Raw genomic sequence first — 16,471 nt, forward strand, 5'->3', positions numbered from 1 at the left:
AACCGGCAGCGGCGAAGCCGGGCAAAGGTCGGGACAGGCGGTCACAGATAATCATGTCGGAAATTCCGTAAGCCCGAAGGGCTGGCCAAGCGGATCTTCATCCGTGTCGCGCTGGCGGCTCTGATGACCAACCAACGGACCAATGGCAGCAAGGCCGATCAGCAGCAGCGCAATTTCGAGAATGTAAACGGTGCCGTATCCCGTAGCGCGCATTGCAAGACTGGCGGCGGGATCGCCGCTTTGCAGCACCGCAGCAACGCCGTCACGCAGCAGCCCGCCCACAGCGATGCCAAGACCTGCGCAGGTAGCCTGCACAGCGCCCCATGCGCCCAGAGCAAGGCCGGCGGTCTGGGTACGCGCGAGGCTCATGGCTTCCATCAGTGTTCCGACAGAGAAAAGGCCGAGCCCCAATCCAATGATCAGCGCCCCGGCATACAGCATCAGCGGCGCATTGAAGGGTCCGGCAAACAGCACCAGCAGGAAGGCGTTGATGCCCACCACCAGACCCGCCCCTGCAAGTCTGAGCGGATCCCATCCGCGCGACAGTGCGCGGCCGGAGAGCATGAACCCACACAGCGATCCAAGCGCCCAGGCACCCGTCAGCCCCGTGGTTGCGCCAACAGAAAGGCCCAGAATTTCGCCGCCATAGGGTTCAAGCAAGGCATCCTGCATTGCAAAGCCCGCTGCACCGATGCCGATCGCGATCAGCAGCCGCGTGTTGCGGCCATCGGTGACGAAGGCTTGCCAGATCTCGCTGAAACTGGCTGTTTCGCGCTGCGGTGCAGTGACAGCGGGATTTCGCGCTTCCTGCTTCCACAATGCGATGACGTTCAGGATAATTGTCAGCAGTGCGCAGCCCTGGATCACCTGAACCAGCTTTGTCGCCGAATAATCAGCCAGCACGCCGCCGATCACGAAGGCGGAAAACATCATGCCCACCAATAGCATCACATAAAGCAACGCGACTGCGCGCGGACGCTTGTCCTCGGGCGCAAGGTCAGTCGCCAGGGCAAGGCCAGCAGTTTGGGTCACATGAAAGCCGATGCCGGTCAGAAGGAAGGCCGCGGTTGCCGCAACAAGCCCGAGTTCGAACCGGTTTTCGACGCCTAGCAGCAGCAACGCAAAGGGCATGATCGCAAGACCGCCAAACTGCATCATCGTGCCAAACCAGATATAGGGGACCCGGCGCCAACCCAGAACGGAACGATGCGTATCGGACTTGTGTCCGATCAGCGCGCGAAACGGCGCAGCCAGCAGTGGCACTGCAATCAGCAGCGCGACCAGCCATGTCGGGGTGCCAAGTTCGACCACCATCACGCGGTTCAAGGTGCCATTCAGCAGTACCATCGCCATGCCGACACTGAACTGGAACAGCGCAAGACGCAGCAGCCGTGGCAAGGGAAGGTCCACGCTCGCCGCGTCCGCGAACGGCAACAGCTGGAATACCAGTGCTGTCCAGTGCGGTTTGGGAGGGCGGGCGGGGCGTGTCATCTGCGGCGCACCAGTTCAAGCGCCTGCGAGGTGTAGAACCCGCTGCTGATGCGCCGGGTTCGGCCGATGCTCCAGCCCTGAAGGCGTGAAAGCCGCTCGCGCAGATCGCCCTCAGCGGTTGGCACAATTGCGGGCGAACGGTCGGACTTGGGGAAGAATTTGCCCACTTCATGCATGGCGCTTAGCAGGCGGGTGCGCGGTGCAAAGGTGAACAGGATCGAACCCGTCGTACGGGTCGCCAACTGGCTGAGCGCATCGACGAGGTCTTCGGGCTCATAATGGATCAGCGAATCCATCGCGACCACATGGCTGAACGTGCCGAGCGCAGGGTCGAGCATATCGCCGCTGCGCCAGTGAATGCGGCCATGACCAATAAAGGATGGCGTGCGTTCGCGGGCGACTTCGACCAGCCCTGCGGCAACGTCGATCCCGGTGACTTCCGCGCCCCGGCAAGCGGCCGCCACCGCGAGCGATCCAGTGCCGCAGCCGGCGTCGAGAATCTTGGTGCGCCGCAAGTCTGTCGGCAGCCAGTCCAGCAGAGTGGCCCGCATCGCATCGCGTCCAGCGCGCACAGTCGCACGGATGCCGCTGACCTTCGCATCGGACGTCAGGTCGATCCAGGCCTGGCGGGCCGTGCTGTCGAAATAGGTCGCCAGCGCCTCGCGCCGGGTATCATATTCGGAGAAGTTGCGGCTCGCCATTATTCAAACCCCAAAAAGTCGAAAATATCGCGATCTTTCATCGGCTGCGCCGTGGACGGGTCGACTCCGGCCCACAGCATCGCAGCAAGGCGCAGATATTCGTCCTGCGCCGCGATCACTTCAGGATCGTCACCCATTTCGAACAGGGTGCATTTTTTCAGGCGCGAACGGCGGATCGCATCGACATCGCGGAAATGCGCCAGTCGAGGCATCCCGACCTTGTCGCAGAACCGGTCAATCTCGTCGGTGTCCTTACTGCGATTGGCGACCACGCCGGCCAGACGGACGTCGTAGTTCTTCGATTTTGCGGCAATGGCCGCAACGATGCGGTTCATCGCGAAGATGCTGTCAAAATCATTGGCCGCGACCACCAAAGCGCGTTCGGCATGTTGAAGCGGAGCTGCAAAGCCGCCGCACACCACATCCCCGAGCACATCGAAAATCACGACGTCGGTTTCTTCGAGCAGGTGGTGCTGTTTGAGCAGCTTGACCGTCTGCCCGACCACATAGCCGCCGCAGCCCGTACCTGCTGGCGGGCCGCCCGCCTCGACGCACATGACCCCGTTGTAGCCTTCGAACATGTAGTCTTCGGGCCTGAGTTCCTCAGCGTGGAACTCGACCGTTTCGAGGACGTCGATCACGGTCGGCATCAGCTTCTTGGTCAGCGTAAATGTGCTGTCGTGCTTGGGATCGCAGCCGATCTGCAGGACACGGTGGCCGAGTTTCGAAAACGCCGCCGAAAGGTTGGAGGACGTGGTTGATTTGCCGATCCCGCCCTTGCCATAGACGGCGAAGACCTTGGCCCCCTTGATCTTGTCGGCCGGGTCAAGCTGAACCTGTACCGATCCGTCACCGTCTGATGGGCTGAAAGCGGATGAGGAGGTGTGAAGGTTCATGATGATCTATCCCTTGATATCATTCGGCCGGGAACACGCCTTCAAGGCGGTCCTCCAGCTCGTCATTGGCTTCGCGCAAGGCGGCAAGCGTGGCTTCGTCGGGCTCCCACAAGTGGCGATCACATGCTTCCAGAAGACGATTGGCGACGCGGCCTGCGCTTTTCGGATTGAGATCCGACAATCGCCGCCGCATATCGGCGTCGAGCACGAAGGTTTCCGAGATTTTCTGGTACACCCATGGTGCAACCTGCCCCGTGGTGGCCGACCAACCCAGCGTGCTGGTGACATGGCCTTCGATCTGGCGCACGCCTTCGTAACCGTGTTCCAGCAGCCCTTCGAACCACTTCGGGTTCAGCGTGCGAGTGCGGGCTTCGAGGTCGATCTGTTCGGACAGCGTGCGCACCTTGGTGCTGCCGCGGGTTGCATCAAGGATATAGACTGGCGATTCTACACCCTTGGCCCGCGCAACCGACCGGGTGACGCCGCCCAACCCATCGACATATTGGTCGACATCGTTGATCCCGAGCTCGATGCTTTCCAGGTTCTGATAGGTGAAATCGACCGTTCCGAGCGCGCTTTGCAACAGAGCGCGGTGCTGAACCGGCTTTCCCGACACGCCATAGGCAAAGCCCTTGTTGATTTCGAAGGCGTTGGCTAGCTCATCGGGGTCGGCCCACACGCCGCCTTCGATCATCTGATTCACGTTCGCGCCGTAAGCACCTTCGGCATTGGAAAACACGCGAAGGGCTGCGCTGTCGAAATCGCACCCGTGCTTGGCCTGATGCGCCAACGTGTGCTTGCGCACAAAATTGGCTTCCTCTGGCTCGTCAGCGGCGCTGGCAAGCAAAGCAGCTTCGGCCAGCATTCGGGTCTGCAACGGCAAAAGATCGCGGAAGATGCCCGACAGCGTCATCACCACATCAATGCGCGGACGGCCAAGCTGTTCGAGCGGGATCAGTTCGGCGCCAGACAGCCGGCCATACGAATCCCTGCGCGGGCGGGCGCCCATCAAGGTCATGGCCTGAGAAATCTGTACGCCTTCGGACTTCATGTTGTCCGTGCCCCACAGCACCATGGCGATGCTTTCGGGGAACGGTTGCCCGCTGTTGACGTGTCTCGCGATCAATTGTTCGGCCTGTTCGCTGCCGATCCGGCATGCGTAGGCTGATGGAAGCAGAAAGGGATCAAAGCCGTAGATGTTGCGGCCGGTGGGCAGCACATCGGTGTTTACCACGACATCACCGCCCGGCGCCGGCTGGACATAGCCTCCGTCAAGCGCATGGATCAACGCTGCCATTTCATCCGAGGAATCGAGCAGCGAACCCAGATGTGCGCGGTCCGGCGTCGCGCCGTCATGGCTGCCGGCTTCCACCATTGCATCGAGCATGTCTTCGCGTTCGGCCCCGGCCGGATTGCGGCCAAAGACATGAAGACCGTAAGGGATGAGATACTGCTCGATCTCGTAAAGGCGCGCTGGAAGCTCGCCAATATCGGCGTAGGGAATATCCAGCGTGTCGCACTGGTCGGCAATCAACAATGCCAAATCAGCGCGTTCATCGGCATGATCGGCATCGTCGATCGTTGCGCGCCACCGTTCCACGCTGGCCCTCAGCTCCGACAGACCCTTGTAAAGGCCCGCCTGTGTCAGCGCCGGGGTGAGGTAGCTTATCAGCGTTGCACCCGAACGGCGTTTTGCCAGCATACCTTCGGACGGATTGTTGGCGGCATAGAGGTAGAAATTGGGCGTATGGCCGATCAGACGATCAGGCCAGCACTTGCCCGACATCCCGGCCTGCTTACCCGGCATGAATTCCAGCGCACCGTGCGTGCCGAAATGAAGGATAGCGTGCGCACCGAAGTCTTCACGAATATACCGGTAAAACGCACTGAAGGCATGAGTGGGAGCAAAGCTGCCTTCGAACAGGAGCCGCATCGGATCGCCTTCGTAACCGAAACCTGGCTGGATCCCGACAAAAACGTTCCCGAACTGTACGCCCTGAACCAGAATATGTCCGCCATCGGAAAGCTGTTTGCCGGGCGCAGGGCCCCAGGCGGTTTCGATCTCGGCCAGATGGGGTTCGCGCCGAACATGGTCGTCAGCAGGGATGCGGTGGGCAACGTTGGCATCGCTGCCGAAACGGTCCGCGTTGCCCTTGAGCAGCATGTCGCGCATCGCATCCAGGCTTTCGGGAACATTGACCTGGTAACCTTCGACCCGAAGCCGCTGGAGCGTGAGATAAAGCGATTCGTGCACGCCCATGAACGCGGCAGTTCCGGTCGCGCCGGCATTGGGCGGGAAGTTGAACACTACGATGGCGAGCTTGCGCTGCGCTCGGTCGCTCTTGCGAAGCTGGATCAGTCGGGCAGTGCGCGCGGCCAACGCTTCGGCGCGCTCAGGGCAGGCCTGCATCGGGCGAGCCTTGTGCGAAGTGGGGCGAGCGCATTTGCGATCACACCCGCCGCATCCCTTGGCGGAGTTTCCGGCGCGTCCGCCAAACACGCTTGGCACGGTTGAACCATCAAGTTCGGGCATCGCGACCATCATGGTCGATTCAAGCGGCAGCAAACCTTGCGGGCGGTGAGCCCATTCCTCGATAGTTTGGAATTCAATCGCGTGGGCTGCAAGATAGGGCAGATCGAGCCGTCCCAGCACGTCACGCGCGGCCTGTGCATCGCTATACGCGGGTCCGCCAACCAACGAAAAGCCGGTCAGGTTGACGATCGCATCCACGGTTGGTGTGCCATCGGATGCAAGGAAGAACTGTTCGATCGCAGGCCTTGCGTCCAGCCCGGCAGCAAAGACCGGAACAACGTTGAGACCTGCGGCCTCGAACGCGGCGATCGCGCCATCGTAATGCGCGCAGTCACGTCCCAGAAGATAGGAACGCAGCAAGATCAGCCCAACCGTGCCATTGCGCCCGGTCTCAGGCGGAAGCAGGCGCAGGCTTTCGGAGATGCGCTGCTGCGTGCGCGGATGATAAACCCCGGTTTCCGGGTATTCGAGCGGGGCTTCGGCTTTGGTGATGCCGCGGCGATACATGCGCTCGCCCGCTGCATATCGATCGATCAGTGCACGCACCATCGCGATCACGTTCTCGTCAGAACCCGCCAGCCAATATTGCAGCGTGAGAAAATAGGCGCGCACGTCCTGGGCCGTGCCGGGGATAAAGCGCAGGATCTTGGGCAGGCGGCGCAGCATCTTCATCTGGCCGGCGCCAGAACTGGGCTTGCCATCCTTGCCCGCATTGCCGCGCAATTTCTTGAGCAATGCTAACGGCCCCTTGGCGGGAGCGTCCATGCGGTAAGCGCCCATTTTGGTCAGCTTGACCACTTCCCCTGCGCTCATCAGGCAGACCATCGCGTCACATTCCTCGCGCCGCGCTTCAAGGCTGGGCAGGACCATGCGAATATGATCGTCGAGGAACAGCATCGTAGCGATGACGATGTCGGCTTCAGCGATAGCGGATGTGACGATGTCGAGATCGTCAGCGTTGCTGCCGCATTCCGACGCAGCATGAAGGCTGAGCTCGATACCTTCGGCGGCCAAGGCTTCCTCAGCCCGGTCGACAGCCCCTTTGAGATGGTTGTCGAGCGTGACAATCACGACCCGTACGGGTGCCCGCGGATCGACGGAGGAGGCCGAGGCAACACTACCGTGCATAATGCGCTTTCGCGTCATACAGCGTTTCGAGATCGATTTGTCTGCGACCGTCTGCGGCGGCGAAATTTTCGGTGTTGCGGCGGGCTTTCCCGCGAACGAAGAAGGGGATTTTCTTCAATTCGCGCTCGGCCTCGGCGGTCCAGAGATTGCCGGGCTCATCGGTCAGCACGGGCGCAGGGATGTCTGCGACGGAGGCTTCAGAGACGCTATCGACTTGTGCCTTGCGCGGTGAATGGGCCGCGTGATGCGATGCTCCGGCTTCGTCCGAGAATTCGAAATCCTCGCGGAACATGGTCAGGAGGTGTTCTTCCAGACCCATCACCAGCGGATGAACCCAAGTGTCGAAGATCACGTTAGCGCCCTCAAAACCCATCTGGGGGGAATGGCGCGCAGGAAAATCCTGCACGTGAACGGGCGCGCTGATGACTGCGCATGGAATGCCGAAACGCTTGGCGATGTGGCGTTCCATCTGCGTGCCCAGCACCAGTTCGGGCGCGGCGGCAGCGATGGCATCTTCAACAGCAAGGTGATCGTCGGTGATCAAAGCCTCGATCCCGCAGCGCGCTGCTTCGGCGCGGACTTCGCGGGCGAATTCGCGGGAATAGCAGCCGAGGCCGCAGACCTCGAAGCCCAGTTCCTCACGCGCGATCCGGGCGGCGGCGACGGCGTGGGTGGCATCGCCGAAGATAAAAACGCGCTTGGAGGTCAGATAGGTCGAATTGACCGACCGTGACCACCAAGGCATCCGGGAAGAGGTGTCGCCGAGGGCAGGCGTGGGATCTGCACCTGCCAGCTCGGCGACGTCGGCAATGAAGGAGCGGGTTGCTCCCACGCCGATAGGGATGGTCCGCACGGCGGGCTGATCGAAAGTCTTTTCGAGCCAGCGGGCGGCCTCATCTGCGATTTCAGGGTAGAGGACGATGTTGAAGTCGGCCGCGCCGATCCTCGCGATGTCTTCCGGGGTGGCGCCCAGCGGGGCGACGAGATTGATCTCGACATCCAGCAGGGCAAGGATCTTGCGGATCTCGACGAGATCATCGCGGTGACGGAAGCCGAGGGCCGTGGGGCCAAGGATATTGGCGCGTGCCGGGCGGCCTTCACGGGGTGCGCGGACCACCGACTTGTCTGCGAGCTGGCGCACGATCTGGTAGAACGTCTCGGCCGCGCCCCAGTTTTCTTTGCGCTGATAGCTAGGCAGTTCGAGCGGAATGACCGGGCAGGGCAGCCCCATCGCCTCGGACAGGCCGGCCGGATCGTCCTGGATCAGCTCGGCCGTGCACGACGCGCCGACGATGATCGCCTGCGGATTGAAGCGGGCCACAGCCTCGCGCGCGGCATCCTGGAAGATCTGCGCGGTGTCCTTGCCCAGATCGCGCGCTTCGAAGGTGGTGTAGGTGACGGGCGGGCGCTTGGAGCGCCGCTCGATCATCGTGAACAGCAGGTCGGCGTAGGTGTCGCCCTGCGGTGCGTGCAGCACGTAGTGGAGCTTTTCCATCGCGGTGGCGACGCGCATCGCGCCGACGTGCGGGGGGCCTTCATATGTCCAGACTGCCAGTTGCATCGCCTAGATCTCCAGCATGTCGCGGCGGCGAAGTGGCCGGGCGAAGAGTTCGGCGAGATCGGCGGCTTGATCGAAGCCGTGGATCGGTGAGAAGACAAGTTCGATCGCCCACTTGGTGGTGAGCCCCTCGCCTTCGAGCGGGTTGGCAAGGCCAAGGCCGCAAACGGTAATATCGGGCCTATCGGCGCGCACGCGATCCATCTGGCGCTCGACATGCTGGCCTTCCGACAGGCGCACGCCCGGACCGAAGCTTTCCAGCTCGCGGGCAAGGTGCGCGCGGTGGAGGTAGGGCGTGCCGACTTCGACCAGTTCCATGCCGAGCTCGTCCTGCAAGTAACGGGCGAGCGGCACTTCCAGCTGCGAATCTGGCAGGAAAGTGATGCGCTTGCCTTCAAGCTGCGGGCGTAGCTTGGAGAGCGCGATACGCGCACGTTCACGACCCGGTGCCAGTACCTGTTCGGTCAGCGCAGGATCGACGCCGAAAGCGCGGGCGGCAGCGCGCATCCAATCGGACGTGCCTTCGATGCCAAACGGGAACAGCGCATCGATCCGCTGCGCGCCGCGCCCTTCGAGCGCCATTGCGGTTTCGGCAAGGAAAGGCTGGGCGAGAAGGTAGCGGGTGTTCGGGCCCAATGCCGGAAGATCGCGGGCATTGCGCGCAGGCAGACAGCCGACCTTGGCGATGCCCATGTCCGCAAACAGCCGCAGGAACTGGTCTTCGACGATGTCAGGCAGGCTTCCAACAATCAGCAGTTCCGCCGGGGCATCGGCGGGAAGGGCCGGCATCACGGGCACCAACGATGCCAGGCAAGCGTCTTCGCCCTGCGTAAACGTCGTCTCGATCCCGCTGCCCGAATAGTTGAGGATGCGCACGCGCGGCATGTGGACAGCGCCAAGACGCTGTGCGGCCTTTGCCAGATCGAGTTTGATGACTTCCGACGGGCACGAACCCACAAGAAAAAGCGTCTTGATATCGGGGCGGCGTTCGAGCAGGCGGTTGACCACGCGGTCAAGCTCGTCCTGCGCATCGACCATCCCGGCCAGATCGCGCTCTTCCATGATTGCCGTTGCAAAACGCGGTTCGGCAAAAATCATCACGCCCGCCGCCGATTGCAGCAGGTGCGCGCAGGTGCGCGAGCCGACCACGAGGAAAAAGGCATCCTGCATCTTGCGGTGCAGCCAGATAATGCCGGTCAGGCCGCAGAAAACTTCGCGCTGGCCGCGCTCGCGCAGGATCGGGCGGACGGGCGCGATAGCTGGGTTCACATCGCGGGAAATTTCGACCGCGCAGCCATCAAGAATGCCTGCAGCGCTCATGCCATGACCGCCTGCGCTGCATGTGCGCCTTGCAAACGCGCCATGCGCAGTTTCCAGATGAACTGACCGGCGTTGATGACATAAGCACCATAACCCGCCAGCGCGACCATCATGCGCTGCTCCAGCGTGCCGAGGCCGCCAAACAGCAGCACCAGATACAGCGTGTGCAACGCAAGCACGAGCATCGAGAAGGCGTCTTCCCAGAAGAACGCGGGGGCAAACAGCCACTTGCCGAAGACCACCTTCTCCCAGATCGAACCGGTTATCATGATGGTGTAAAGCACCAGCGTCTTCAGCACGATCGACGCATCGGCCGCAAAGGCGCCTTCACCGGTCACAAGCGTGCGAACAACAAGCGCCAGACTGATAAGAAAAACGAGAAATTGAACCGGGGCGAGCACGCCTTGAACGATCGTCCAGGCCGACTGATCGCGGCGCTGCCGTTCTTCGGCGGTGTAAAGCGCGCCGGTAGTGCCCTTTGCCTGGCCCGCCCGCGTCACCGTGGTTTCGGGTTCGACCGGGGATGCATGATCCATCCGTGTCATGTTTGCGTCAGCCTTCTCTCTCAGACTCGGAATTTACGCTTTCCATTTTGAGTGTCAACTAGATTGGACGTTTAGTTTTGTTGACGATCGGGTATTCCCCGGTAAGGTCATTTGTGCCACGTTCCAAAAAGGCGTAGTTTAGAGTCGTGGGCTTTGTTGTGGGATCAGGGCCAAACCCGGCGCGCTAAAAAAACCGGTCACTACCTCCTGCGGAAGGTTTGTCCGCACGACCTGGGAGGGTCTGAGAATGGGAGAGTCGAAGGCTTCGAGCATGTTCGGTGCAGGGTCGGCGGTGTTGCGGGGCGTCATCTCTGCGCCGTTGGATGCGGTCAGGCGTCGCAGCGCCGGGGCTAGTCCAGGCCAGCCGGACTCCGTCAATGTCATCATCGAAAGCGAAATTATTCCGCGGCTGTTGATGGCCTATTCAGGCGCAAGCGCGCAGAGCAAGCCCCGTCGGTCGCGGTCAATATCGGCGGACGAGGCGTCGCGATTTGCCTTGCTTCCGCTACGGCTGGAAGCAGCGAGCCTGCTTGAAGAAGTCGATGGGTTCATCACGAAAGGCGCCAGCGTCGAAACCATATGTCTCGACCTCCTCGCCCCCGCCGCGCGCAAACTTGGCGAGATGTGGGAGTATGACGAATGTGATTTTCTCGATGTTACAATGGGATTGTGGCGCCTACAGGAGGTGATGCGCGAAGTAGCAGCGCGTTCGCCTTCAGTGCTCGGTAACATGAGCCTGCCGCATTCGGCATTGTTTTCGCCGATGCCGGGCGATCAGCACAGTTTTGGCACTCTTATGATCGAAGAGGTGTTTGCTCGCGCTGGTTGGCGCAGCGAGGCGTTGATTAAGCCTGAGCGGCGTGAACTGCTCGACCGGGTTGCGCGTCAGCCCTTTGATCTTGTCGGATTGACGCTCAGTCGCGACTGCCCTAGCGCGGCGCTCGCAAATCTAATCACGGCCGTACGCAATGTCTCGGCTAACCCCCGTATTATTGTGCTTGTCGGTGGACGGATGATCAACGCTAACCCAAGCATAGTGACAGAGGTTGGTGCCGACGGGACCGGAGCAGACGCTCTGGCTGCGCTGGACGCGGCCAATGCGTTGATTGAAGCTGTGTCCGCCCGCCACATGAACCCTTTGTAGATCCGGCCAGCAATGCTCACCCGCAAACACAGCATTGAAGGCAAGCACCCGTTTGGGAAGGCTGCCGAGCTGTTCAATACCTTGGACGCTGACGCAGCGATGAAACTCGCTATGGTGGCGGGTGACGTGACGTTGGTGCTTGATGACACCGGCACGATCCTTGATGCGGCTTTTGATCCGCGCGAATTTCCGGTCTTTTCCGATTGGGTGGGGACCAATTGGATTGAGACCGTAACAGTCGAAAGTCGTCCGAAAATCATGGAGATGCTTGCAGCTGCGCGGCGCGGTGAGGTACAGCATTGGCGGCAGGTCAACCATCCATCCCAAGATGGCGATGTGCCGATCCGCTATGCTGTGCTTAGCGTCAATGGCGGCGAAAACCGGATTGCGTTCGGGCGCGATCTCAGGGACGCTGGCAAACTTCAGCAGCGGCTGCTGCAGGTGCAGCAATCGCTTGAGCGCGATTACCTGCGGATGCGGCAGCTAGAGTCGCGCTACCGCATGCTGTTCGAACGGTCGACCGAACCCGTCCTTATCGTAGAAGCAGGGACTTTACGGATTAGAGAGGCTAACCCGGCCGCGCATGCTCTTGTGGGTGCCCGGATCGGCGGTCTTTCCGGTAAGAAGCTGCTCACCTTCATCGATAAAAACTCCCATGATGCCGTACAGGCTCTGGTAGGCGCAGGGCTGGTTTCCGATACTGTTAGCCCAGGGCGCATCCGCATTGCACGCGGCGCGCGAGAAGTGTTGGCGTCAATCAATGGCTTCACACAGGACCGCGGACAATTTTTGCTCGTGCGGCTGATACCCGCGACCGACCGTCCTATGCCCGAAGCCTCGCCCGTTCTGGCTCTGGTGGACCAGATGCCCGATGCTTTCGTGGTTGCAGACAGCAACCTTGAAATCGTCACAGCAAACGCTGCTTTTGTCGAAATGCTTCAAGCAGCTAGCGTTGATCAACTGCGTGGACGTCACTTGTCGGAATCGATAGGGCGGCCAGGAATTGACCTTGATCTGATCGAGGGGCAGATTGATCAGCATGGTGCCGCGCGCAACGTGACCACCGTTTTACGGGTGGGACATGACATCGAAGGCGAGCCCGTCGAACTGTCGGCCGTACGCACGTCGGGGGAAGATGGCTATTATGCGTTTGTGATCCGACCGATCGGGCGCCGCTTGCGCGATTTACCGCCGGGATCGCAGGATTTGCCGCGTTCGGTCGAACAGTTGACCGAGCTAGTTGGGCGCATGTCTTTGAAAGACATCGTGCGCGAAAGCACCGATCTGATCGAGCGTCTGTGTATCGAAGCAGCGTTGTCTTACACCTCCGACAATCGTGCGTCGGCCGCTGAAATCCTCGGCCTTTCGCGCCAGAGCCTCTACTCCAAGCTTCACCGCTATGGTCTTGGAAATCTGGCGGGTGACGGCGAGTAAAAGATTGCCGACCGTCCTATCCGCCCTACCATAAGGGTGAAGGTTGATACCAACCTTACGCGGCAAAACTGTCGAGCACCTCGCACACTTCTGTTCCAGTTAAATTGGACACAGCGTGATACGCTGCAAGATTCTGAACAGGAGTTTGAACGTCACTGCTAAACGAGTGTCAAAATAATTTGACGCTTATGACTGTCAGGCATAGGCTTGACCAATGGAGCAATCGGTAACTTCGACTCGGACCGTGCCCAACTCGGCGCTTACGCCGCCCGTGCGCAGCCGGAAGGCGCCTCGACCGCGTGACGTGCTCGAATTGCTCAAACCTATCACTTGGTTTCCCCCCATGTGGGCGTTCATGTGCGGGGCCATATCTTCTGGTGCCGGGTTGGATGGACGTCTGTGGTTTGTTGCAGGCGGTATCCTGCTTGCCGGACCGCTGGTCTGCGGGACGTCGCAAGCCGTCAACGACTGGTTCGACCGGCACGTCGACGCCATCAACGAACCCCACCGTCCGATCCCCTCCGGCCGAATACCGGGCCGATGGGGGCTATACATCGCAATCATCGCCACATGTGTTTCTGCTGCGATCGCATGGTTGCTTGGCCCGATTGTATTTGTCGCCGGGCTGATTGGTCTGGCTTTTGCCTGGGCTTACTCGGCCCCGCCTCTGCGGTTTAAGGCAAACGGATGGGTTGGTCCGCTTGTATGCGGGCTGACTTATGAAGGGCTAAGCTGGTTTACCGGTGCAGCAGTCATGATCGGGACGATGCCTTCGGTTGAGGTGATGATCGTGCTCGTCATGTATTCTCTGGGTGCGCACGGGATCATGGTGCTCAACGATTTTAAAGCGGTGGAGGGCGATCGGCAGGCTGGTTTGACATCCTTGCCCGTCGTCATGGGCATTGGCGCTGCGGCCAGGCTCGCCTGCGTTACGATGGCATCAATGCAGATAGTGGTAATTGCCTTGCTGGCCATTTGGGGCCTCGGGCTTTCTGCGCTGATTGTCACTTTGGCGCTGGGCGCACAGATTGCCGCGATGCCACGGTTGCTGCGCGATCCTGCCAGACATGCGCCATGGTATAACGGCGTCGGCGTCACGCTCTATGTCTTGGGGATGCTGGCCGCGGCGCTCGGTCTGGGCGGATATATCTGATGCAAGCGCCGAGCGCCCGCATTGATGTGACAAAAGTGGGCTTCGGTTGGCTCGCGATTGTTCGGATCGGTTTGGTGCAGGCATCGATCGGAGCGCTGGTCATGCTGGCGACAACCGTACTCAATCGGGTCATGGTGGTCGAACTGGAACTTGCCGCTGCAATCCCTGCCGGCCTTGTGGCCTGGCATTATGCCGTGCAGCTGGCGCGTCCCTTGTGGGGCCATGCTTCGGACAAGGGCGGCAGCCGCACGCGCTGGATCATTGGTGGAGTCATAGTGCTCGCTGCCGGTGGACTATTGGCGACGCAGGCGACCTTACTGATGGCGACGGCCTATGTCCCCGCTTTTGCGCTGTCCGTATTCGCCTTTGCCTTGATCGGGATGGGCGTGGGCGCAGGCGGCACGTCTGCGCTGGCCTTGTTGGCATCGGGCGTCGCGCCTGATCGGCGTGCCGCAGCTGCAGCAGTAACATGGATCATGATGGTCGCGGGAATAGTGGTATCAGCGATAACCGTCGGTGCGCTGCTGAAGCCTTTTTCCGCCGAACGTTTGATGTGGGTGGCCAGCGGACTGGCTTTGACGACGATCACGTTGACAGTGCTGGCAACATACCGGCTAGAGCGGCAGGCGGGACAATTCGGTGACGCTGCAAGGGGCGGTGCCGCACCCGACCTGCGCGCCGCGCTGACCGAAATATGGAATGAGCCGGCCGCACGGCGTTTCAGCGTATTCATCTTCATTTCGATGATCGCATTCTCAATGCAGGATCTGATCCTCGAACCCTTCGCGGGACTGGTTTTCGGCCTGTCACCCGGAGAGTCGACCCAGCTTGGAGGCCAGCATCAGGGCGGCATCTTGTTCGGCATGATTGTTACCGGCATCGGCGGTAGCGCGTTCAGCGGCAATCGGCCCGATAGTCTGCGTATCTGGGTGGTGTGCGGTTGTCTGCTTTCGGCCGTGGGGCTGGGCGCGCTGGCGCTGGCGGCTGTCAGTGGGCCGCCTTGGCCATTGGGTCCGAATGTTTTCGTTCTTGGCTTCGGGAATGGTGTTTTCGCTGTCGCAGCCATCGGCGCGATGATGCGGTTGGCGGGCGCGGGTGAAAAGACCCGCGAAGGCGTACGCATGGGCGTATGGGGTGCATCTCAGGCCATTGCCTTTGGGCTTGGCGGTCTTGCCGGCGCAGCGGGACGGGATGCCGCTTTGCGCGTGCTGGGCGACCAAGGCCAGGCGTTCCAGCTTATCTTCAGCATTGAAGCTGCGGCCTTCGTTCTCGCTGCCATTCTGGCGGTGAGGGCCACGGGCGGCACAGCCATGAAAGCCGGCGCTGCATACGAAACGAGGGAGATTTACGCATGAACCAGACAATCTACGATGCCGTCGTTATCGGCGGCGGGCCGTCCGGTTCCACGGCGGCAACCGATCTGGCATTGGCGGGCCATTCGGTTCTGTTGATTGAGCGGGGTGGCCGGATCAAACCCTGTGGCGGCGCCGTTCCGCCCCGACTACTTGCAGATTTTGATGTGCCCCAAAGCCTGTTGGTCGCCAAAGCGCGATCGGCCCGGATGATTGCCCCGTCGGGCCGCGCTGTCGACATGCCGGTGGGCGAAATCGGCTATGTCGGCATGGTAGATCGCGAGGAATTCGACGAAGCGCTGCGCGAAAGGGCGCATCATTCAGGCGCTGAGCGTCTCACCGCGACGTTCGAAAAGATCGAGCGGGATGATAATGCGCATCCTATTGTCACCTTTCGGCGCAACCGCGGCGGCCCGATCGAGAGCGTGCGCGCCCGCGTCGTGATCGGCGCCGATGGCGCGCGCTCGGCCGTGGCCAAACAATGCCTGGTTGGCGCAGAACGCATCCCTTGCGTATTTGCCTATCACGAAATCATCAAGGCACCGCAACGCAACACCGAACAATTCGACGCCTCGCGCTGCGATGTATTCTATCAAGGAAGGCTGTCACCCGATTTCTATGCATGGGTGTTTCCGCATGGTGACACGGCCAGCATTGGCGTTGGCAGCGCAAACAAGGGATTTTCCCTGCGCGGTGCGATTGCCACGATGCGTGATGATCTTGGGCTGGAACGCTGCGAGACAATACGCCGTGAAGGTGCGCCTATTCCGCTGAAGCCGTTGAAACGTTGGGACAACGGGGCGGACGTAATCGTTGCGGGTGACGCGGCAGGGGTTGTTGCGCCGGCATCGGGAGAAGGTATCTATTACGCGATGGTAGGCGGCCGGTTCGTGGGCGAGGCCGCAGCAGCTTTTCTCAAGACAGGCGATGCCAAACATCTGCGCCTCGCCCGCAAACGTTTCATGAAGGAACACGGCAAGGTGTTCTGGGTGCTCGGGATGATGCAGTATTTCTGGTATTCGTCAGACAAGCGACGCGAACGATTTGTCACGATGTGTGACGACAAGGACGTGCAGGAGCTGACCTGGCAGGCCTACATGCACAAGAAACTTGTGCGCGCTCGGCCCTTGGCTCACATCAAGATCTTTCTCAAGGATACCGCGCACCTGCTCGGACTGCGCCCTGCCACCTGAAGGCTCTGTAGTGCTTGCCATTG

General features: G+C 60.9%; 12 protein-coding genes. 5 read left to right on the forward strand and 7 right to left on the reverse strand.

What is annotated here, in order from left to right; genetic code table 11:
• Positions 1-51: 51 nt before the first annotated feature.
• From SJY33_RS00865 to bchF, 7 genes are read right to left on the reverse strand one after another with little or no spacing between them, the layout of a single operon-like run.
• Positions 52-1,491 carry a BCD family MFS transporter gene (locus SJY33_RS00865; RefSeq protein ID WP_379920612.1) on the reverse strand — a complete coding sequence of 480 codons (1,440 nt, stop codon included), beginning with the start codon at positions 1,489-1,491 and terminating at the stop codon, positions 52-54.
• Positions 1,488-2,192: a magnesium protoporphyrin IX methyltransferase gene (gene bchM, locus SJY33_RS00870; protein WP_379920613.1), complete on the reverse strand. Its 705-nt coding sequence runs from the start codon at positions 2,190-2,192 to the stop codon at positions 1,488-1,490. The genes SJY33_RS00865 and bchM overlap by 4 nt, the downstream gene beginning before the upstream one ends.
• Positions 2,192-3,088, reverse strand: coding sequence for a ferredoxin:protochlorophyllide reductase (ATP-dependent) iron-sulfur ATP-binding protein (gene bchL, locus SJY33_RS00875; protein WP_379920614.1), 897 nt, complete (start codon positions 3,086-3,088; stop codon positions 2,192-2,194). The genes bchM and bchL overlap by 1 nt, the downstream gene beginning before the upstream one ends.
• Before the next feature lie 19 nt (positions 3,089-3,107).
• Positions 3,108-6,749, reverse strand: a complete 3,642-nt coding sequence (locus SJY33_RS00880; protein WP_379923490.1) for a magnesium chelatase subunit H — start codon at positions 6,747-6,749, stop codon at positions 3,108-3,110.
• Complete coding sequence (gene bchB / locus SJY33_RS00885) at positions 6,739-8,310, reverse strand: ferredoxin:protochlorophyllide reductase (ATP-dependent) subunit B (RefSeq protein WP_379920615.1); 1,572 nt, start codon at positions 8,308-8,310, stop codon at positions 6,739-6,741. The genes SJY33_RS00880 and bchB overlap by 11 nt, the downstream gene beginning before the upstream one ends.
• A gap of 3 nt (positions 8,311-8,313) precedes the next feature.
• On the reverse strand, positions 8,314-9,627 hold the full coding sequence (locus SJY33_RS00890) for a ferredoxin:protochlorophyllide reductase (ATP-dependent) subunit N (protein WP_379920616.1): 1,314 nt from the start codon (positions 9,625-9,627) through the stop codon (positions 8,314-8,316).
• Positions 9,624-10,172 carry a 2-vinyl bacteriochlorophyllide hydratase gene (gene bchF, locus SJY33_RS00895; RefSeq protein WP_379920617.1) on the reverse strand — a complete coding sequence of 183 codons (549 nt, stop codon included), beginning with the start codon at positions 10,170-10,172 and terminating at the stop codon, positions 9,624-9,626. Before bchF ends, SJY33_RS00890 begins: the two co-directional genes overlap by 4 nt.
• Positions 10,173-10,419: 247 nt before the next feature.
• Here bchF and SJY33_RS00900 point away from each other — a divergent pair, with 247 nt between their 5' ends.
• The 5 genes from SJY33_RS00900 to SJY33_RS00920 all read left to right on the forward strand — a co-directional run bounded on the left by SJY33_RS00900 (position 10,420) and on the right by SJY33_RS00920 (position 16,448).
• Complete coding sequence (locus SJY33_RS00900) at positions 10,420-11,316, forward strand: B12-binding domain-containing protein (RefSeq protein ID WP_379920618.1); 897 nt, start codon at positions 10,420-10,422, stop codon at positions 11,314-11,316.
• A 12-nt stretch (positions 11,317-11,328) separates the two neighbouring features.
• Positions 11,329-12,750 carry a transcriptional regulator PpsR gene (ppsR, locus tag SJY33_RS00905; RefSeq protein WP_379920619.1) on the forward strand — a complete coding sequence of 474 codons (1,422 nt, stop codon included), beginning with the start codon at positions 11,329-11,331 and terminating at the stop codon, positions 12,748-12,750.
• A gap of 214 nt (positions 12,751-12,964) precedes the next feature.
• Complete coding sequence (gene chlG / locus SJY33_RS00910; protein WP_379920620.1) at positions 12,965-13,903, forward strand: chlorophyll synthase ChlG; 939 nt, start codon at positions 12,965-12,967, stop codon at positions 13,901-13,903.
• The gene (locus tag SJY33_RS00915) at positions 13,903-15,258 is read left to right on the forward strand and encodes a BCD family MFS transporter (protein WP_379920621.1); all 1,356 of its coding nucleotides are present in this window, start codon (positions 13,903-13,905) and stop codon (positions 15,256-15,258) included. Before chlG ends, SJY33_RS00915 begins: the two co-directional genes overlap by 1 nt.
• Entirely contained in the window at positions 15,255-16,448 is a 1,194-nt protein-coding gene (locus SJY33_RS00920) for a geranylgeranyl diphosphate reductase (protein WP_379920622.1), read from the forward strand. The genes SJY33_RS00915 and SJY33_RS00920 overlap by 4 nt, the downstream gene beginning before the upstream one ends.
• The last annotated feature ends 23 nt before the right edge of the window (positions 16,449-16,471 follow it).

It is taken from the genome of Erythrobacter sp. R86502 (genome assembly GCF_042466465.1).
Lineage (GTDB): Bacteria > Pseudomonadota > Alphaproteobacteria > Sphingomonadales > Sphingomonadaceae > Erythrobacter.

Bases quoted from the DNA above. Each gene is read 5' to 3' on its own strand.
- SJY33_RS00865 (WP_379920612.1), bottom strand. From the start codon at position 1,491: ATGACACGCCCCGCCCGCCCTCCCAAACCGCACTGGACAGCACTGGTA.
- bchM (WP_379920613.1), bottom strand. From the start codon at position 2,192: ATGGCGAGCCGCAACTTCTCCGAATATGATACCCGGCGCGAGGCGCTG.
- bchL (WP_379920614.1), bottom strand. From the start codon at position 3,088: ATGAACCTTCACACCTCCTCATCCGCTTTCAGCCCATCAGACGGTGAC.
- SJY33_RS00880 (WP_379923490.1), bottom strand. From the start codon at position 6,749: ATGCACGGTAGTGTTGCCTCGGCCTCCTCCGTCGATCCGCGGGCACCC.
- bchB (WP_379920615.1), bottom strand. From the start codon at position 8,310: ATGCAACTGGCAGTCTGGACATATGAAGGCCCCCCGCACGTCGGCGCG.
- SJY33_RS00890 (WP_379920616.1), bottom strand. From the start codon at position 9,627: ATGAGCGCTGCAGGCATTCTTGATGGCTGCGCGGTCGAAATTTCCCGC.
- bchF (WP_379920617.1), bottom strand. From the start codon at position 10,172: ATGACACGGATGGATCATGCATCCCCGGTCGAACCCGAAACCACGGTG.
- SJY33_RS00900 (WP_379920618.1), top strand. From the start codon at position 10,420: ATGGGAGAGTCGAAGGCTTCGAGCATGTTCGGTGCAGGGTCGGCGGTG.
- ppsR (WP_379920619.1), top strand. From the start codon at position 11,329: ATGCTCACCCGCAAACACAGCATTGAAGGCAAGCACCCGTTTGGGAAG.
- chlG (WP_379920620.1), top strand. From the start codon at position 12,965: ATGGAGCAATCGGTAACTTCGACTCGGACCGTGCCCAACTCGGCGCTT.
- SJY33_RS00915 (WP_379920621.1), top strand. From the start codon at position 13,903: ATGCAAGCGCCGAGCGCCCGCATTGATGTGACAAAAGTGGGCTTCGGT.
- SJY33_RS00920 (WP_379920622.1), top strand. From the start codon at position 15,255: ATGAACCAGACAATCTACGATGCCGTCGTTATCGGCGGCGGGCCGTCC.